The 19,873-nt window shown below is 46.1% G+C and carries 12 protein-coding genes and 1 pseudogene; all 13 read left to right on the top strand.

Annotated features, from left to right (window positions below):
* Positions 1-33 precede the first annotated feature (33 nt).
* The 13 genes and pseudogenes from J2Z65_RS23020 to yjfF all read left to right on the top strand — a co-directional run bounded on the left by J2Z65_RS23020 (position 34) and on the right by yjfF (position 19,867).
* Positions 34-912 carry a hypothetical protein gene (locus J2Z65_RS23020; RefSeq protein WP_167052475.1) on the top strand — a complete coding sequence of 293 codons (879 nt, stop codon included), beginning with the start codon at positions 34-36 and terminating at the stop codon, positions 910-912.
* Between the two features lie 163 nt (positions 913-1,075).
* Positions 1,076-1,153 (top strand): annotated as a pseudogene (locus tag J2Z65_RS35920) (arsenate reductase); the annotation flags it as partial.
* A gap of 41 nt (positions 1,154-1,194) precedes the next feature.
* Entirely contained in the window at positions 1,195-2,403 is a 1,209-nt protein-coding gene (locus J2Z65_RS23015; protein ID WP_167052477.1) for a chromate efflux transporter, read from the top strand.
* Between the two features lie 195 nt (positions 2,404-2,598).
* Positions 2,599-3,240 (top strand): YfbR-like 5'-deoxynucleotidase, encoded by a 642-nt coding sequence (locus tag J2Z65_RS23010; protein ID WP_167052479.1) that lies wholly within the window; start codon positions 2,599-2,601, stop codon positions 3,238-3,240.
* Positions 3,241-3,438: 198 nt separating this feature from the next.
* Entirely contained in the window at positions 3,439-3,720 is a 282-nt protein-coding gene (locus J2Z65_RS23005; RefSeq protein WP_167052480.1) for a chorismate mutase, read from the top strand.
* Between the two features lie 231 nt (positions 3,721-3,951).
* The gene (locus J2Z65_RS23000; protein ID WP_167052482.1) at positions 3,952-4,986 is read left to right on the top strand and encodes an S-layer homology domain-containing protein; all 1,035 of its coding nucleotides are present in this window, start codon (positions 3,952-3,954) and stop codon (positions 4,984-4,986) included.
* A gap of 297 nt (positions 4,987-5,283) precedes the next feature.
* Positions 5,284-9,525, top strand: coding sequence for a PA14 domain-containing protein (locus J2Z65_RS22995; protein WP_167052484.1), 4,242 nt, complete (start codon positions 5,284-5,286; stop codon positions 9,523-9,525).
* 216 nt (positions 9,526-9,741) lie between these two features.
* A complete protein-coding gene (locus J2Z65_RS22990; RefSeq protein ID WP_167052486.1) occupies positions 9,742-10,335 on the top strand; it encodes a TlpA family protein disulfide reductase in 594 nt (197 codons plus the stop codon).
* Between the two features lie 184 nt (positions 10,336-10,519).
* Positions 10,520-14,860: a 3-keto-alpha-glucoside-1,2-lyase-like domain-containing protein gene (locus J2Z65_RS22985; protein WP_167052488.1), complete on the top strand. Its 4,341-nt coding sequence runs from the start codon at positions 10,520-10,522 to the stop codon at positions 14,858-14,860.
* 333 nt (positions 14,861-15,193) lie between these two features.
* Positions 15,194-16,228 (top strand): ABC transporter substrate-binding protein, encoded by a 1,035-nt coding sequence (locus J2Z65_RS22980; protein ID WP_205300871.1) that lies wholly within the window; start codon positions 15,194-15,196, stop codon positions 16,226-16,228.
* An 85-nt stretch (positions 16,229-16,313) separates the two neighbouring features.
* A complete protein-coding gene (locus J2Z65_RS22975) occupies positions 16,314-17,846 on the top strand; it encodes a sugar ABC transporter ATP-binding protein (RefSeq protein ID WP_167052490.1) in 1,533 nt (510 codons plus the stop codon).
* On the top strand, positions 17,818-18,858 hold the full coding sequence (locus tag J2Z65_RS22970) for an ABC transporter permease (RefSeq protein WP_167052492.1): 1,041 nt from the start codon (positions 17,818-17,820) through the stop codon (positions 18,856-18,858). The genes J2Z65_RS22975 and J2Z65_RS22970 overlap by 29 nt, the downstream gene beginning before the upstream one ends.
* Positions 18,842-19,867 (top strand): galactofuranose ABC transporter, permease protein YjfF, encoded by a 1,026-nt coding sequence (yjfF, locus tag J2Z65_RS22965; protein ID WP_167052594.1) that lies wholly within the window; start codon positions 18,842-18,844, stop codon positions 19,865-19,867. Before J2Z65_RS22970 ends, yjfF begins: the two co-directional genes overlap by 17 nt.
* Positions 19,868-19,873: the final 6 nt, after the last annotated feature.

Raw genomic sequence — 19,873 nt, 5'->3', positions numbered from 1 at the left:
CATTTAACCTTGAAATAGTGAGGAGATGAAGAGATGGTAAATTTAGATTTAGAATTGGTATATAGTCCGAAGCAGGTGCACGAACATCTGCGGGTAAGCGATTCCAGCTTACGTAAATATGCAATGGCACTCGAAGCGAGAGGATACAAATTTCGCAAAGAGGAAAACGGCAATCGCATATTTTCCCAAAATGATATTGAAACTTTTGAAATCTTAAAGCAGCGTTTAGATGCTGGTCAAAGCATGAAAACGGCCGCAAGTTCAACGATGAATCATGTACGCAAGAACGTCCCAAGAACGCTGCCCGTTCCTGCAGCCCCCCCTGCGGTAGCCGAGCGTTCATCAGACGTTATTAAACAGAAATTTGAAGAAGGTTTTGCAGTAATGCTAGAAGAACGCATCAATACCGCTATGAAACCTCTTATAGCCGGAGTTTCTCAGTTAAGTGATCTGGTATTGGATCTGACTAACCAGAATAAGCAGCTGCTAAGCCAAAACCAGGAGCTAAGATTGATGATTCCGGCGCCGCGCGATATGGAGGAAGAACAACGCCTGCAGCGCGAGATCGTCGAAGAAGTAAAGGTCCTGCACGAAGGCCAACAGAAGCTCGAGCTCCAGCATTATGAAGAACTAAAGCGGCAGAACGAGGAAATACAAAAACTCATTCCACCCGCACCGGATCCTGAAAAAGAGCGCAGCGAAAGGACGAATGAATATCTCACGATTCGTAGAATTAATCTTGCACTCGAAAAAGAAGCCCATATCCTCTGGAGTCAAAAGCCGGAACAAGAACGAGTAAGAAGAATTGGCATGTTCAAGAAGGAAGAGAATACAGATAAACGCGATCGGTTTATTAAAACATACATAGATGACTATTTTGAAGAACGGTTACGCAGTGAGTTTGCCCAATAAGCGAATTTGAATCGTTACCAGAGAGAGCCCCTTACCTTCTACTTCAGGTAGGGGATTTCTTTGCACTTGGAGTTATTATGAACTAATTTTTTTTTAATCAATAAATCAAAAAAAATTGATTAATAAATATTATTGATTGCTGTCCTTAAGGAGAATAGTTATTATGAATAATAAGCCACTTGTTTATTTTTTGTGCACAGGAAATTCTTGCAGAAGTCAATTCGCCGACGGATTCTTAAAAATTGTCAAAGTAGGAAAATAAGAGTGGAGGTATCACAGTTCGTGGAGAAGAATGATGCGGCTGTTCTACAAAAGCCATTCAGCAAATCTGGGGCTCTTCTCGAAATATTGGCAGTATCTGCCAAACTAGGAGTCACATCTTTCGGTGGACCCATTGCGCATCTCGGGTATTTTCATAACGAATATATACGCCGCCGTAAATGGATGGACGAACGAAGCTATGCGGATTTGGTCGCACTATGCCAGTTCTTGCCCGGTCCTGCCAGCAGTCAAGTCGGCATTGCAATTGGTGTCATCCGTGCCGGTTTGCTCGGCGGACTGACAGCATGGCTTGGCTTTACACTGCCATCGGTGATTGCGTTGGTTCTGTTTGCCTATCTGTTGCAAGGTTTTGATATTGGCAGCGCAGGTTGGATTCACGGTCTTAAGGTCGTTGCCGTAGTCATCGTCGTACAAGCATTATTTGGCATGGGACAAAAACTTGCACCTGACCGCAATAGAGCAACGATCGCTGTCGTTGTAGCGGCCGTTACTCTCCTGTGGCAGACGGTTTTGAGCCAAGTCCTCCTCATTGGTATTGCGGGCATTGCAGGCATATGGCTATATAAAAATACGGCAATTCTGAATGGCTCGAATCTCTCCGTTCCCATTAGCCGCCGTGTTGCAGTTCTATGTCTGAGTGTCTTCTTCGGACTCCTGATTCTGCTTCCTGTGCTTCGGCAAATTATTACCATAGAGTGGTTGTCCTTGTTTGACAGCTTTTATCGGTCAGGTTCGCTTGTTTTTGGCGGAGGACATGTTGTTCTTCCTATGCTGGAAAGAGAAGTTGTGCCGACAGGCTGGGTTAGCAAGTCAGACTTTTTAGCTGGATACGGTGCAGCGCAAGCTGTACCTGGACCGTTATTCACCTTCTCTGGTTATTTGGGAGCGATGATTAGCGGAGTGTCAGGAGCGCTTATCGCTACGGTCGCTATTTTTCTGCCAGCCTTCCTTTTAATCGTAGGGGCGCTGCCCTTCTGGAATACGATGCGGAAAAGTCCCAAAGTTCAAGGGGCATTAATCGGGATCAACGCAGCTGTCGTCGGCATCTTGCTCGCTGCACTATATAACCCGCTTTGGACGACCGCGATCGTGACGCCTGCCGATTTTGTCCTTGCTGCGGTTCTGTTTGTGATGCTCGTCTTTTGGAAATTGCCGCCTTGGCTTGTGGTAATCGCGGGGGCGATAGGCGGAATGCTGATTGTCATGTAACGATAAACTCTATCCAATGTAATTAACTTAAGCCTGGGAAATCAGGCTTTTTTAGTATTTCCTTACACACAGATTTTTAACTATATCGCGGATTATATTTAATCTAGATTTTACAGGCAGCTAGTATACTAATCATTAAGAAGACCATGAATAAAATGTGGACATGCTAACTAACATAATGGGAGGATCGAACATATGGGAATCCATTCATATTTCAGGTCTTTAAATGAATTAGAACGAATTATTCGTTGCCCGGGAAAGTTTAAGTTTGAGGAACATAGTGTCGCCGCTCATTCATGGAAAGTCGTGCAATACGCCAAAACTCTTGCTGATATTGAGGAGAAAAACGGCGCAATCATTAACTGGAAAAAGCTATATGAGATCACAAGCAGTCATGATTATGGTGAAATATTCATTGGAGATATCAAAACACCTGTCAAGCATGCTTCGCCTGAACTTCGTTTATTAATTCAGAAAGTAGAAGAAGGCATGGTTTACAACTTTATTGAAGAACAGATTCCCGATGAGTTCAAAGAAATTTTCCATAATCAACTTCGCGAGGGCAAGGACAATTCTATTGAAGGTTTGATTTTAGAGGTTGCAGATAAGATGGACCAAGTGTACGAGGCATTTGCTGAGCTTCAACGAGGAAACACAGAGAAGGAGTTCATTAAAATGTACCGTGAAGCACTCATAAAAATAAATACGATCAATTTATATTGCGTTGATTATTTTTTGAATAACATCCTGCCGGATATGGTTAACGACGAGATTACTTCATCGGTGGATATAAAACGAATCACGGAAGAAGCACTGGCTTATAGTGGAAACAACTGAAAATGCGCCGCTGACGTGTACGCTTTCTTCCGGCAAGGGGGAGAGCGTATTTGGGGTTCCCGCCGCCGTGCCAGCCGCTCGCTGGAATGGGGATTCTCCGCTTTTTAACTTGAATGTTCACCCATTTTCATCTAAAATTAAACGGAGAATCTGGCGTGGTGGCAGGTAAAGATCGGAATGAGCATGGGGGTACATGGGATGACAAAGCTAGATGAACTAAGAAATAACATTGACGATGTTGACCGGAAAATTATTGCTTTACTAGCTCAAAGATTCAAATATACGGAAGAAGTTGGGATTTACAAGGCAGAGAATCACTTGCGAGCACAAGATGCTAGCCGTGAAAACCAACAGTTTCAGAAGATTGCTCAACTTTCAGAGCAGAATGGCTTAAACCCTGAATATGCATCAGACATATATCGATGTTTGATCGATATCGTCATTTCTCGTCATGAAGAGTTGCTCAAAGCGAAATGTTAATACGATTTACATATTGATGTAGTGAATAATTGAATGAAAAGGAGCTAAGCGGCTTGTACGTGCTTGGCTCCTTTTTTTTGGCGTCCACCGCTGGGTTCAAGCATTTTTGTGCTAGCGCAAATGGAAATGCTCAAAATAACCGAAAATAGCAAACTAACACTTTATATTCTAAATACTTCGATATGAGATTTTCTTATAGTGAAGGTAATGAACGGAAAGGGGCACTCCAACTTGAAAGTAAAAAAAGTGGTATCTTGCAGTTTAATGACGGTATTTACAGCATCGATGATTGTAACAGGAGCCTCTGCGGCAACGGCAGAGGACACTCCTTCTTATACGCTGACGGTCCTTACCGAAAAACCGTCTATAGGAGAGAATGTCGAAGTTCTAATTAAAGGACATCAGTTAAAAGATGTCTATGCGTACGAAATCAATTTGGACTTCAATCCGAAGCAGCTTAAATTGAAAGAAGCAACGACGGAAATTCCAGGATTTTCTGTTACGCCGATTGTGAAAGACAACCATATTCAGCTCGCGCATACGCGAATTGGCCGAACGAAAGGCGACGATGGCGATCAGATTTTATACAAATTGAAATTTGAGGCCATTGATGAGGGGGAGGCTGAGCTTGCGATCGGCAAAGTCAAATTGGTTGACTCGATCCTAGCCAGTACAGACCAGCAGTCAAATGCCAAAGTGGCTGTTCAGGTGAATAATTTGTTTCCATTCGATGATTTAGGCGATTTCAGCTGGGCAAAAACGGCGATTGCCTTCTTGGCTGATAAGGGTATCGTGAACGGGACAGCAGAACGTATTTTCAGTCCTGAGCTGCCAGTTACTCGTGCTGATTTCGTCGTGCTTTTGATGAGAGCTCTAGAGGTTAAAGGTACAGCCGGAGAGAGATTTGACGATGTGCAGGAAGGCGTTTATTACGATGAGCCTATATCCGCTGCCAGAAGTTTAGGCATTGTAGAGGGGGATGAGTACAATAACTTCCACCCGAGATCATCGGTGACCCGAGAGGACATGATGACACTTACGGCTCGTACATTAAAAGCGCTTAATAAGCTCCCAGCGAGTAAAGGGACTTCTTTGGCAGACGCGTTTAATGATATTTCAGACATTTCGGATTATGCGCTTGACAGTGTTACCACGCTAGTGGAGATGGGCTTGGTACAAGGCTACGGTCTGGGCATTCATCCAAAGGAATTTACGAATCGCGCTCAAGCGGCGATGTTGATTTATAATCTCTTGAACGCAAAATAGCTGGGTGGAAGAGACAGGAGAAGCTCGATCGGTAGAAAATGCCATCGCGCTGTCTCCTTTTTCATCTTCCTGTAAGATTATTTTCGCATTAATTGTAAGCGTTTAACTCCGCGAAAGTGAAAAGGCAAAAAAACGTATAAAAAGGCGGATTAGCTTAAATACTTCCCCTCGAAGTTGTTACATAATGTATCTGTAATCTTCCAATGAATAGGATGAAAGGAGTTAATGTGTAAAAGAGAGAGGCTAAGCAACGCTCTCACCCATTCAACATTTATGTTATCAGGAGGCTGGAAAAGAATGAAGTTAAAGAAGACGTTAAGCAAGCTGCTGGTCGCGGCCTGTGCATTCGGATCGATCTCAACGGCTCCGTTGATGACCTTGCAAGCACAAGCAGCAGAGGCGGTAAACGATCCTGTTGTTCACGGCTTAAAAGGAGAGTACTATACAAGTCTGGGTTCTCCACAGTTTAACTTTGGTACGTTAAAGTCAACCGTTCTTGATCCGAATCTGGATTTCGGCAATTTGGAGCCAGCATTCGGTATTTTAACAGGGCAGCAGGATAATGTGAATGTACGTTGGAGCGGATACATTGAGCCCCAATTTTCCGAAGATTACACGTTCTCTATTATTGGAGATAATGGCTTCCGTCTCTGGATTGACAATAAACTTGTCATTGATCACTGGGTGAACGATTGGGACAAAGAGCAGGTGGCAGCACCGATCCCGTTGGTTGCGGGACAAAAGTATGCGATCAAGGTCGAATACTTCGAAAATAATGGCGGTTCGAATATTCATATGCGTTGGTCGAGTCCGTCCGTACCCAAATCAGCTGTACCGACAGAAGCTTTCACTCCGCCAAGCGGTTTCTCCTACGGGGGCAACGTGGCCGTTGATGGGGCGACAGCTGAAGTAAAGCTGGATAAACCTGTGCAATCGCTTCCAGCAGATTTCGTTAATCATTTCAATGTCAATGTAATGGGCAGTAATTGGCCAATTGCTTCGGCAGCGCTCAAACAAGGAGATAACAGCACCATCGTCGTTACCTTCCAATATCCGGTGTATTCTAAGGATGTTTGGTTAGTTAAGGCAAGTTATGACGGGCAGGGGGGGTTGCAGGATCAGGATGGAAGAACCGTCCAGGCTTTTGAAAAAATGCTGAAAAACGATTCAAGTTATCAGATTACGACGCCATGGGCAAGCCAAGTGGATAAAGAGCATGTGCTTCCTGAATATCCGAGGCCGCAGCTCGTCCGCGACAAGTGGCAGAACTTGAACGGGGAATGGGAGTTCCAGTCCGCCAAAGCTGGGGAGGCGCTTCCGACTGGGCAGAAACTGAAGGAGAAAATCGTTGTTCCTTTTGCTGCAGAGTCCGTGCTTTCGGGCATTAAACGCGTTGAGAATCTTATGTGGTATAAGCGTTCCTTTACGGTTCCGAGTGATTGGAGCGGGCAGCGCGTCATGTTGAATTTCGGTGCTTCCGATTATTTGACAACGGTGTACGTCAATGGCGTACAGGTTGGCGAGCACAAAGGCGGTTACACTTCGTTCAGTTTCGATATTACCGATCAATTAAAAGCGGGCGATAATGAACTGATCGTTCATGTACTGGATAATACCGATAATGGCGAAGATCAAGCCGTCGGCAAGCAAACGGTGAAAAAGCTGGGAGGCATTTGGTATACGTCTGTCTCCGGTATTTGGCAAACGGTTTGGATGGAGCCTGTTGCTAAGGCGCATATTGAAAAGCTGGATATGACGCCTGATCTGACGAATCAAACTTTAAAATTAACGGTTCCAGCCGGGGCTGCTAACAATCTTACAGTAGAAGCCGTTGCTTTGAAAGATGGCCAGGAGGTAGGCAGAATCAGCGGGCCTGCCGGTACGGAGCTGCAAGTTCCCGTTCCGAATCCAAGACTTTGGACGCCGGATGATCCATTCTTGTACGATTTGCAAGTTCGTTTGAAAAATGGGGATCAAGTTGTTGATCAAGCCAACAGCTATTTTGGAATGAGGGAGATTAAGCTAGGGAAAGTAGACGGCATTACTAGACCGCTGCTGAATGGCAAATTCGTGTTCCAGATGGGGCCGCTCGATCAAGGCTTTTACCCGGATGGCATCTACACAGCGCCGACCGAAGATGCTTTGAAATTTGATATTCAAGCCGTCAAACGAATCGGTATGAATACAATACGCAAACATATTAAAGTGGAGCCGGCTCGCTGGTACTACTGGGCGGATAAGCTAGGCGTACTCGTTTGGCAGGATATGCCGAGCTTAGAGGATCGTCAAGGCAACCATGGCGCGGATATTACCCAAGCTGCCAAAACTCAATGGCTTAAGGAATACAAAGAAATGGTCGATCAGCTTCGCAGCGTGCCATCCATCATTGAATGGACGGTCTTTAATGAAGGCTGGGGAGAATTCGATTGGGGCGGACAGCAAACCAAGGACGCAACTAATTATGTGAAAAGCCTGGATCCGACACGTCTAATCAATAACGCCAGCGGTTGGCAGGATTCCGGCGCAGGCGACTTGGTCGACATGCATGCTTACCCGTCTCCGAACTCACCGAAGCCCTCGGATACACGTGCTGCTGTTCTCGGCGAATACGGAGGCCTTGGCCTGCACACGCCTGGACATGAATGGAGTCCGCTCGTGTTCTCGTATCAAGAGATGAAAAGTAAAAAAGAAATTACGGATAAATACATCGATTATATTAACCAATTGAAAAATCTTAAAGCAAACCCTGGCTTGAGCGCAGCTATTTACACGCAGATTACCGATGTTGAGTATGAAATTAACGGTTTGCTTTCTTATGACCGCAAGGTGGAAAAACTCGATTTCGACCGGATTGCCAAAGCGCATCGCGAGTTGATCGGCACCGTAAATGCGGACGATTTATCCGGCGGCATTGGGGCTGCTGAGCAGCTTTTCAGCAAGCTGAGAGTAGGCGATAAAGCGGGTCAATATGCACAAAGCGTGGTGGATCATTTCCAAGGCGTCATCCAAGCGGCTAAGCAGGTGCTTGCGGACAGCCATTCTACGGCGGCCGATTACCAGCAATCGCTGAACAATCTAACGGCTGAAAAAGAGAGCGTCTTCGCCGGGGTTCACGATCCGCTTCCAAAGGGTTCCACGGTAGATAACTTCGACAGCACAACGTTAAACAGCAATTGGAGCATTTACCGTCAAAATAATGCGAACTGGAGTTTATTGACCAATCCCGGCAAATTGACCATTCAGTCGCTGACCGGCGACAGCTTTGGGACTTCGAATTCGATCAAAAATGTGTTTTTGCAAAATGCGCCAAGCGGCGATTTCGTCATCACAACGAAAGTGAACGCACAGGTAAGGAAAAACTTCCAACAGGCCGGACTGCTTGTCTGGCAGGACGAAGATAACTATGTGAAGTTTGGACATGTGTGGGATACGGACGGTGCCACCGGTAAATCCTTAGAATCGGCTTTTGAGAAAAATGCCACATACACCAAAGCGGGTCATATGGCGCTGCATCCTGGTTTTGATACGTCCTACTTGCAAATCCGCAAGGTTGGCAACGTTTACACGACCTACTATTGGGACGGTTCTAGCTGGATCCAAGCCGCAGATCCGGTTACGGTGCAATTAACGAATCCGAAAGTCGGGTTCTATGCGTTCTCCGCAACGGATGGGACATCGATCCCGGCGCAGTTTGATTATTTCTCCGTAGGCCCTGTTGTCAATGATCCGGCGGCGTCGTTAACCGGACCGGCAACGGTCTCAAGCGGGCAACCGTTTGATTCGACACTAGGCTTGAACAATGTTACTCAAAATGTATACGCAGAAGATTTGAGCGTGACTTATGACGCGAATCAACTTGAATTCGTTTCAGCAGACAGCTTAAAAGACGGCTTGATCATCGTTGACAAGAAAGTGGAGTCAGGTAGCGTCCGCTTCATTACGGCGAATGTGAACGGTACAAGTATAAACGGTGATTTGCTGAAGCTCCATTGGAAAGCAAAGGCTACTGGAGAAGATGTAACCAGTACGATCAGGCTCTCCAATCTCGTTCTGGCAACCGGAGAGGGAACAGAATCCGAAGTTGACGGAGCCACTCAAAGCATTCGCATTCTTGCAAATGTGGATAAAACTGCTCTGAATACACTCATCGAGGAAGCTCAAAGCAAGCATGACGCTTCTTCAGAAGGTACTTCTGTTGGTCAGTATCCGGCAGGTTCCAAAGCAGCGCTGCAAGCCGCTATCGACAAAGCAAGCCTTGTTGCTAACAACGCAAATGCGACTAATGCTCAAGTTATGCAGGCGGTTGCTGAGCTGAATGAGGCGCTGCAAACGTTTATTCAATCGGTTGTTACCGGAATTCCTGGCGACACGAATGGCGACGGTAAATACTCGATCGGTGACTTGGCGATTGTTGCAGCCGCTTATGGCAAAACATCCGCTGATACAGATTGGGAGAAGTACAAACAAGCAGATCTGAACAAAGATGGTCGCGTAGACCTTGTCGACTTGGCAACTTTGGCTCAGAAAATTTTGCAGTAGACCCTTTTAAAAGTTCGCCCAGCCCCGAAAAGTATCGGGGTTGGGCGGATTTTTTTATTTCAAGGCTGGTCAGATTCCCAACGAGCTAGTTTTATGTGAAAGGAGTGCCTATCTGAATGTTTGTCAGAATCGCGCAAAGTTTGGCCTAATAGCGTAAAGACGCACTATATTATTGCAGCTATAATCAATATAAATAAAGTTCAGGGAGAGGTTCGAATGAAGAAGATGATTAGTGTGCTAGTCGGCATTTTATTGCTAAGCTGCCTGCCTTTTTACCTGCATCTCGCACACAAGAGTACAGAGCCCAATCCCGGTGACAACGGGCAGAAATTGGATGTCCATAAGCTGGAAAGCATCGTGAATTTGGCTAGCTCGGGAGATAAGCCGGGAGCCAATGATGTGAAAGCGCCTTCTTTTACATTAAAAGCATTGGACGGGTCTTATTATACGATTGGGGGCAAACGAGAAAAACCCGTTGTGATTCATTTTTGGGCAAGTTGGTGTGAAGCCTGCTCGGTTGAAGTGGCTACATTGAGAAAGCTGTACGCACAGTACAAGAATCAGGTTGATTTCCTTGGTATTAATGTGTCGACCGAAGAAAAACCGGAAAACATCGAAAAGTTCGTCAAGATGAACAATCTCACGTATCCAATCCTGTTGGATGAACATAAACATGCCGCTGATCTGTATCAACTTCACGCGCTGCCCACTGTTTTTCTTATCGACAAGAATGGCTATGTGTTGGATACATTTCATATGGTCGATCCGCTTGAACTGGACGAGAAGATTAGGCATCTTGCTGAACCATGAATGATTTCTACATTCTCTGTTTATAGCGTTGTAAGCAAGCTGTAGACAGAGCTTTAGAGATATTGGAGCAGAAGGGAGGAAACAGCTTGAAGGCTGACGACATATATCAACATAGTGGTTGTTATGAGCAGCAAGAAGTCAGGATTGGGTAAGAATGGATTGATTTTAAGAAAAGAGGTGTCCTGTGTTTAAAGGAAAAACGGCAATTGTCCAACTGCTTATTTTTGCATTATATATGACGATGCTTTCTCCCTATCCGGTGCAAGCAGCGGAAGCGGAAAAAATACCCGGCTATTTTGCAGATCATTTCGATAAAATGAAGATTAACGATACGTGGACTGCCATCGAAGGCCCGTGGTCCATTGACTCCGGCCGACTTTCGGTAACGAAAGGTCAAGGCTATAAGGCGATCTCAAACAAGGATGACTTGAGCGACTTCACATTGGAGTCTGATATACGTGTGGCGGATCGCAACGGAGACGCCGGGTTGTTATTCAGGACAGTAAGTGCAACACCAGGCGCCGACAATGTGCGAGGCTACTATGCGGGGCTTAGCGCTACCGGATCCGGAGCTGTCATGCTCGGCCGTATGAACAACAATTGGACGGAACTGAAGCGGGCAGCTGTAACGATTAACCCGAATACAGACTATCATTTGAAGGTTTCTGCGGTAGGCAGTCAGATCGATGTATATGTGAACGATGTGTTAGTTTTGCAGCAGACGGATAGTACATATACGCAAGGCAACGTTGGCGTTAGGATGTATAATTCTTTGCCGTCGTACGACAATATTATTGTGAAATCGGTAGGGGGTGACACGTTGTTATCGGATAACTTTGATACGCCGGCTCCCCAAGTGATTGATCAATGGAATTTGATCGATGGAAGCTGGAAGCTGCAATCGGGAGCCATATCGGTAAACAAAGGTGACGGTTACAAAATGATTGCCCAAAATGCGGAGTTCCAGGATATGACGCTGGAAAGTGATATTAAACTGCCGAGCGATACAGGTACGGGAGATGCGGGCTTGCTATTCAAAACGCAAAGCGCTACCCCTGGAGCTGATAATGTGAAGGGCTACTATGCAGGTTTAAGCGGTGACGGTAAAGTAACCCTTGGCCGTATGAACAATAACTGGACTCCGCTGAAACAAGTCAAAGTCTTTGACACGATCGATCCCAATCGTTACTATCACATGAAAGTAGTTACTTATCAGGATGATATTAAAGTGTATATTAACGATTCTCAGACGCCAGTTCTCGCCTATACCGACGCCAGCGCGCAGAAGTATACCAAAGGCGGAATCGGTTTAAGAAGTTACCGTGCACAGCCAAGCTTCGATAATGTAATCGCAAGCGAATATGTCGTGCCGGATAAAGAGTTTACTTCACCGGTAGCAAACAAGGATCCGCTTGTACAAACGCCGTTTATACCGCTGCCGTTAGGTTCGGTTGAAGCAAAAGGCTGGCTGCTTAAGCAGCTTGAACTTCAGCGCGACGGGGCTACCGGGTACGCAGAGGATTTGTACAGCGAGCTTAGTACGAACGCTGCTTGGCTTGGTGGAACGGCGTCTGACTCAGATTGGGAACGTCCGGTCTATTATTTGAAAGGCCTAGTCCCTCTTGCTTACACGTTGAAAGACCCGAATTTAATTGCGAAGTCCCAGAAATGGATTGAGGCCATTTTGGCCAGCCAACAAGCTGATGGTTCTTTTGGCCCTAAAAGCAGTGATGATTGGTGGCCTCGCATGGTCGCGCTTTATGTCATGAAGGATTATTATGAGGCTACGAATGATGCACGTGTACTTCCTTTTATGACGAACTATTTCCATTATCAAGCTGCTCAATTGCCGGCTAGGCCCTTAAGGGATTGGGGTAAAGTACGTGTAGGCGACAACATTGATACAGTACTTTGGCTGTATAACCGCACAGATGACGCGTTCTTGTTGCAATTGGCGGATACACTTGCTGGACAGGGGTATCCCATCACGGATACTTTCGCGAATGATGGTTTCCAAAATTTCGGCAATGACTTCCAACCGACGCATTCCGTGAATGTGAATGAGGCGATTAAAATGCCGGCGATCTACTATCAAAGATCGCATGATGCTAAAGACCGTGATGCGTTCCAAGCTGGCGTTAACAATTTGACCAAGCATACGCAAATTACGGGAATGCCTTCAGGCACGGAGATGCTGGCCGGTATCGCTTCCACGCAGGGAGTAGAGCTCTGTGCGATTACCGAACGGATGCAGAGTAATGAAGAAGCGGCGATGATTCTAGGAGATCCGCACATTGGGGACGCGCTGGAGAAAATTGCTTTCAATTCATTGCCAGGCGCGATGGATAAGGATTTGAAGCTTCATCAGTACTATTCTTTGCCTAATCAGGTAGAGAGCAATCTCGCCGATCATGGCTTCAAACAGAACTATGATAATGGGATGATGCCTTCACCTACTTCCGGCTTCCCTTGCTGCCGTTTTAACATGCATATGGGTTGGCCGTATTTTGTGAAAAATATGTGGGCGGCAACGCAAGACGGCGGTCTCGGTGTTATCGCGTATGGACCGAGCCGCGTATCGACAAAAATTAAGAACGCGAATGTATCCGTGGAAGAAACAACGAATTACCCGTTCGAAGATCAAATCGGGTTTGAAGTGAACACTTCGGAATCCGTAAGCTTTCCGCTCAAGTTAAGAATTCCTGCATGGGCGGATCAACCGACCGTTACCGTGAATGGCCAAGTGCAGCCTGCTGTGAAAGCTGGAGAATACGTAACGATTGACAGAACATGGGCTGCTGGAGATCGTGTCGTTCTGACGGTGCCAATGAAGCTGAAAACATCGACATGGGTGAACAACTCCGTCGGTATTGAACGCGGTCCGCTCGTGTTCTCGCTTCAAGTGGAAGAAAATTGGCAGGTGCAATCGAATCCAATTGCTGCGGTACCAGGATTTAATGCCGGAGCGCTTGGCTTCAGCCAGTTCCGTGTGCTGTCCAAAACGCCATGGAATTACGGGCTGTTGATTGACCGTGACCATCCGGAAGATTCCATTGAGGTTGTTCAGGGACCGATGCCAGAGAATCCATTCATTCAGGCAACGAGCCCGATTAAGCTGATTGCGAAAGCGAAGAAAATACCGTCATGGGGCAAATCAGCTAATAATGTGGAAGCGTCGGAACCGCCAATCGGACCACTGCTCTCTTCGGAACCGACGGAGAAAATTACCCTGGTTCCATACGGAGCGGAGAACTTGCGAGTCAGCTATTTCCCAGAAGTGACCGAGAATGCCGATTCCGTCGCGTCCATCAAGTATGAGGCAGAACAGGCCGAGTTGTTCAAAGCGAAAGTGAATACAAACAACAACCATGCTTCCGGTAACAGCTATGTCGGTGAAATTGACTACGCGGATAGCTACGTTAAGTTTGGTGATGTTAAGGTTCCCGCAGCAGGTACGTATGATGTTGATGTGTGGTTTGCCAATGGCAGCGATTTTACAGCAGCGACAAGTAAAATAATTGTGAATGGCAAAGAACAATCGATGAAGCTGCAAGGAACTCAAAATTGGGGACGATTCATGGCAGTCCCGATAAAAATGGAATTGAACAAGGGCTCCAACGCGATCACTTTCATGAAAGGCACTGGATTTTACGAGTTGGATTACATTGTCGTCCGACCGTTGCAGGCAGCAGCGACAGAGCCAACTACTCCTGCAGCTGCAACCTTGACGGGGCCGACGGCTGTTCATGCGAATGAGCGCTTTGATCTTAACCTAGGATTCACAAGCGTTACCGAGCGTGTGTACGCCGAGGATTTGACCGTTACTTATGATCCTAGCCAAGTGGAGTATGCAGGTGTGGAAGAGCTGAAGGAAGACATCAAGATCGTAGATCAAGCCCAAACTCCTGGGCAAATCCGCTTCATTATGGTCAATTTGGGAGCAGGGAATATCAATGACCAAGTGCTGAAGCTAAAGTGGAAAGCAAAATCAATAGCACAACCGAGCAGCACAAACATTACCTTGGCCAAAGCTATTTTGGCTGATGCGGCTGGGGTGGAAACACAGCTCGAAAGTGTGGTCCACAGCTTGCAAATCGCAACCATCGTTGACAAAACTGCCTTGAACAATTTGATTGCCCAGGCTCAAGAGAAACATCAAAACGCCAGCGAAGGCACAAACGCAGGTCAATACCCTGCCGGTTCCAAAGCTGCGCTTTGGGCAGCGATTAGCGATGCCAAAGTCGTGGCGGATAACGCTTCGTCGACACAAGGTGAAGTGGAGCAAGCCATCCTTGCGCTGAACGCAGCCTTAAACAACTTCTTGGATTCTGTCATTACGATCAGTCCGGGAGATATGAATGGTGACGGTAAATATTCCATCGCGGACCTTGGTATTGTGTCTGCAGCTTATGGGAAGTCATCGGCGGACGCGGATTGGGCAAAATACAAAAAAGCAGATTTGAATAATGATAATAAAGTAGACATCGTAGACTTGGCTATCATGGCGCAAAAAATTCTGCAATAAAATGATGATGGGACGTTTTGGACTGACTGAGCTGTATGTCAGTCCAAGACGTCCTTGTTTGATTTTAGGAAGGAGAAATGATCCGCCTTTCTGAGGCATCTGAACCATCTCCTGTATCTCATGCGGAGCTGGGCGATCTTCAGGCTACGCGGGGAGGTAGGGGAACTAGAGGGCTCTATTTTGCCGCAAACGGCCCTGTGAGCGATTTTCGCGATTTGCGATTTTCATCCAGTATGACGGAATAAAGCAAAAAATGACTTTTGCGTGTAAAGACCTTTTTTTGCTCAACTATTACACTAAGAATGTAAATAATTAATCTGAGGAGGAACACAAATGGTACAAAGAAAAAAAGTCATGGGGGCACTTGTAACAGCAACGGTATTGATGTCACTGGTCGCAGGCTGCGGAGCCAAAACATCTGAAACAACAGCAGCTTCAACGGCACCGCAAGCTACAAAGGCGGCAGAAGCAGCGACTAAAACGGGAGACGGCAAAGTGACCGTTGGCTTTTCTCAAATCGGCGCAGAGAGCGGCTGGCGCGGTGCGGAAACGCAATCCATTCAAGACACAGCCAAAGCTGATCCTACGATCGAGTTGAAGTTCTCCGATGCTCAGCAAAAGCAAGAGAACCAAATTAAAGCTATTCGCTCTTTTATCGCTCAAAAGGTTGATGTGATCGCGATGGCCCCTGTCGTAGAAACAGGCTGGGAAGCCGTTCTGAAAGAAGCAAAAGATGCTAAAATCCCGGTTATCCTCGTTGACCGTGGGATCGACAAGAAGAACGAAGACCTTTACACAAGCTTCATCGGTTCCGACTTTATTGTAGAAGGCCAAAACGCGGCTAAAGCAATGGCAGAGCACCTTGGAGATAAAGGAAATATCGTTGAGCTGGAAGGAACAGTTGGCGCGAGTGCGGCAACAGACCGCAAAAAAGGCTTTGACGATGAAATGAAAAAACATCCGAACATTAAAATCGTGAAATCCCAAAGCGGTGATTTCAACCGTGCAACAGGTAAACAAGTAATGGAAGCTATCCTGAAGTCCCCAGAGGGTAAAGATATTCAAGGCGTGTACGCTCATAACGACGACATGGCGCTGGGTGCGATTCAAGCGATTGAAGAAGCTGGTAAAAAACCAGGTTCAGACGTGAAAATCGTTTCGATTGACGGAATTAAAGAAGCTTTCGAAGCTGTCAAAGCCGGTAAGCTGAACACAGTTGTCGAGTGTAACCCGCTGCTCGGGCCACAATTGTTCCAAGCGGCTAAAGACCTAAAAGCAGGTAAACAACTTCCAAAATGGATTAAATCCAATGAAGATGTATTCACAGGTCAAAAAGCGATTGATGCTCTGCCAAACCGTAAGTACTAAGATAAATAGACAATTCAGCGAAATCAAGAGTTAATCGGAGCTCTTGATTTCGTTTCATCAACGATAAATAAAGGAGTGGAGAGGAATGCAGCAACCTGTATTAACGATGACTGGCGTTAGTAAATTTTTCCCTGGTGTCAAAGCTTTAACGAATGTGGATTTTCAGCTTAAAAGAGGAGAAATTCATGCTTTGATGGGACAGAATGGCGCAGGGAAATCCACCTTGATTAAAGTTTTGACAGGTGTGCATGAGATGGATCAAGGCATTGTCACTTTGAACGGGCAGGAAGTGCAAATTAAATCTCCGAAGGATGCGCAAGCGTTAGGGATCAGCACGGTTTACCAGGAAGTCAATCTATGTCCGAATCTATCGGTTTCGGAGAATTTGTTTATCGGCCGACAACCACGCAAACGCGGAGGAAGCATCGATTGGACGCTCTTGAATCGTAAGGCGGAGGAGCTTCTGGGCCGTCTCAGCATCCAACTCGACGTATCAAAGCCGCTGTCTGAATTCTCCGTAGCCATTCAACAGATGGTGGCCATCGCGCGAGCTGTGGATATCTCATCCGGCTTGCTCATTTTGGATGAACCGACGTCGAGTCTTGATCAGCAGGAAGTGAAGGAGCTCTTCCGAATCATGAGAAAGCTGAAGGATGAGGGAATGGCTATCGTTTTCGTCACACACTTCATGGATCAGGTCTATGAGGTATCCGATCGAATCACAGTGCTGAGAAACGGGGAACTTGTAGGTGAGTACTTAACGGAAGAATTGCCTAGAATTAAGCTGATTTCCAAAATGATCGGCCGTGAATGGAGTGACGAGGAGCAGCAAAGCAAGGTTGTCGGAATGAAGAAAGGTGAGGTGTGGGTATCAGCTAAGCAGTTAGGACGGCGCGGTTCCATAGAGCCATTCGATATGACTGTTCGCAAAGGAGAGGTTTTAGGTCTAGCGGGTTTACTCGGTTCAGGGCGAACGGAAATCGCCAAGTTGATATTTGGCATCGATAAAGCGGATGAGGGCGCAATGACGATTGATAATGATAAGGTTCGTACCATGTTTCCAAAGAAAGCGATCGAATATGGCTTGGCCTTCTGTCCGGAAGAACGTAAAGTCGAAGGGATTATCGGTGAATTGACAGTTCGGGAAAATATTGTGTTGGCGCTGCAAGCCAAACGCGGAATCTTGCATAATTTATCGCTTCGCAAGCAGCAAGAAATTGCGGAGCATTATATTAAGCTGTTAAGCATTAAGGTTTCCAGTATGGAACAGAGAATCGATCAGCTGAGCGGTGGTAATCAGCAGAAAGTGATTCTGGCGAGATGGTTAGCCACAAGTCCGAAGCTCCTTATCTTAGATGAGCCGACACGAGGAATTGACGTAGGCTCCAAAGCGGAAATTCGCAAATTAATCTTATCACTGGCAGCAGAAGGAATGACCATCTTGATGATTACGTCGGAATGGGAAGAGATGGTTGGCTGCTGTGACCGCATTCTGGTATTAAGGGATCGCCAAATTATAGGCGAGCTTGCTGGTAATGAAATCGGAGAACAACGAATTATGCAAATGATCGCAGAAGGAGGGTTCAAAAATGATGCTGTTCAAGAGCATGTATCATAATGCCATTCGCTCAAAATTGTTTTGGCCCTCAGCAGGGATTGCTTTAATCTTGATTTTTAATGCTTTATTTACTCCAGGGTTTTTCAATATTCGAATCCAAGACGGGCATTTATTCGGAAGCTTGATAGATATTTTAAACCGGGGGACGCCGATTCTCATCATTGCGCTGGGCATGACGCTTGTCATTGCGAAAGAAGGGATCGACATCTCGGTAGGATCGGTGCTGGCGATAGCCGCATCCTTGGCTGCATTTCTGTTGCAGAAGCATGTTCCGTTTGCTTTGGCCTTGTTGGCAGGGCTGGGCATAGGCGTTCTGTGCGGTTACTGGAATGGTTTGCTCGTAGCTAAGTTAAAAATACAGCCAATGATCGCCACGCTTATTTTGTTGACGGTAGGACGAGGCATTGCACAGCTGATTTCCGGCGGAAAAATCATCACGATTTCCGATAAAGCGTATCGCTTCATGGGAGGAGGCTACTTGCTTGGAGTGCCATTTGCCGTTATATTGGCAATCCTCGTTTTTATCGTTTTACACGTTATTACACGGAAGACGGCCTTTGGATTATTTCTGGAATCCGTTGGATCCAACCGCGTATCCAGTGAGTTTGCCGGCATCAACTCCACACGAATTATGATGTCTGTCTATGTCATTTGCGGGTTTTGCGCAGCACTTGCCGGCATTATTGTAAGTTCGAACATTACAGGAGCTGATTCCAATAATGCGGGATTATGGTTTGAGCTGGATGCCATACTCGCTGTTGTAATCGGGGGAACCTCCATGCGTGGCGGACGGTTTTACTTGGGCGGCACGGTATTAGGCGCTCTGTTTATTCAAACTTTAACGACGACCATTTACACATTGGGTGTTCCGTCGGAATCCGTTATGGTCGTTAAAGCGATCGTAATTATCCTTGTCAGCTTAGTCCAATCGGATGTATTAAGAGCTATGTTGAGACGTACGTTTAGCAAAAAAATGGGGAAGAAGGTGCTTGTTAATGAAACTGCCGCTTAAAATTACATCCTCAAACATCACCATTCTAGCCACGATTCTTTTGTTCATTTCGTTGTATGGAACGGGCTCTGCGATGTTTGACAGCTTTTTCTCGATTCAAGTATTTTTAAATTTGTTTGTTGACAATGCATTTTTAATTATCGTTGCGACGGGCTTGGCATTTGTCATCGTTACGGGAGGCATTGATCTTTCTGTCGCTTCATTGATCGCTTTGGTTAGTGTACTGTCAGCTGTCATGTTAAGAGCCGGCATTCATCCATTCGTTGTCATGCCAAGCGTACTGCTGCTAGGAACGGTGTTTGGCTTATTGCAGGGCTTTCTTATCTGCCGTTTTCATATTCATCCGTGGATTGTAACCCTAGGCGGCATGTTTTTGGCACGTGGCACCTGCTTTTTGATTAGTCCTGAAAGTATTGTCATTGATAATCCGATTTACAGCGCTATATCCAACTTTAGAATACCATTGGGGGATGGATCTATTTCCATCGGGGTCGTCATTGCTTTAGTGACTGTCGCAGCAGCTGTCTATATTTCCAGATATACGGCATTCGGAAGAAATGTTTATGCAATCGGCGGGAATGAAAAGTCTGCTGAATTAATGGGACTTCCTGTGTATGCCACCAAATTAGCGGTTTATACGCTAAGCGGCTTTTGCTCGGCAGTAAGCGGCATTGTGTTTACATTTTATATGCTCTCTGGCTATGGTCTTCATTTGATGGGTGGCGAGATGGATGCGATTGCAGCTTGTGTGATTGGCGGTATCTTACTCACCGGTGGATTTGGTTATTTGGTAGGACCAATGCTCGGCGTATTAAGCGCTGGAGTTATCCAAACGATGATTATGTTCCAAGGTTCATTAAGCTCCTGGTGGACGAAAATTGTAATCGGCTTCCTCTTATTCGCCTTTATTGCCCTGCAGCGGGCTATCGTGTCAAGAAGAGAAAGAAAGCGGAATCCGCACACGCCGAAAAAAAACAAAACTACTGTCCAAAACGTAGTTCAGCTGTGATATTAT

It is taken from the genome of Paenibacillus aceris (assembly GCF_017874035.1).
GTDB lineage: Bacteria > Bacillota > Bacilli > Paenibacillales > NBRC-103111 > Paenibacillus_E > Paenibacillus_E aceris.
The sequence above is the reverse complement of the archived record's forward strand: the minus strand, read 5'-3'. Positions and strand labels throughout refer to the sequence as shown.

What these genes read in the sequence shown, in the direction of transcription:
- J2Z65_RS23005 (WP_167052480.1), top strand. Translation starts at nt 3,439, where the DNA reads ATGACAAAGCTAGATGAACTAAGAAATAACATTGACGATGTTGACCGG.
- J2Z65_RS22970 (WP_167052492.1), top strand. Translation starts at nt 17,818, where the DNA reads ATGATGCTGTTCAAGAGCATGTATCATAATGCCATTCGCTCAAAATTG.
- J2Z65_RS23010 (WP_167052479.1), top strand. Translation starts at nt 2,599, where the DNA reads ATGGGAATCCATTCATATTTCAGGTCTTTAAATGAATTAGAACGAATT.
- yjfF (WP_167052594.1), top strand. Translation starts at nt 18,842, where the DNA reads ATGAAACTGCCGCTTAAAATTACATCCTCAAACATCACCATTCTAGCC.
- J2Z65_RS22980 (WP_205300871.1), top strand. Translation starts at nt 15,194, where the DNA reads ATGGTACAAAGAAAAAAAGTCATGGGGGCACTTGTAACAGCAACGGTA.
- J2Z65_RS23020 (WP_167052475.1), top strand. Translation starts at nt 34, where the DNA reads ATGGTAAATTTAGATTTAGAATTGGTATATAGTCCGAAGCAGGTGCAC.
- J2Z65_RS22990 (WP_167052486.1), top strand. Translation starts at nt 9,742, where the DNA reads ATGAAGAAGATGATTAGTGTGCTAGTCGGCATTTTATTGCTAAGCTGC.
- J2Z65_RS22975 (WP_167052490.1), top strand. Translation starts at nt 16,314, where the DNA reads ATGCAGCAACCTGTATTAACGATGACTGGCGTTAGTAAATTTTTCCCT.
- J2Z65_RS22995 (WP_167052484.1), top strand. Translation starts at nt 5,284, where the DNA reads ATGAAGTTAAAGAAGACGTTAAGCAAGCTGCTGGTCGCGGCCTGTGCA.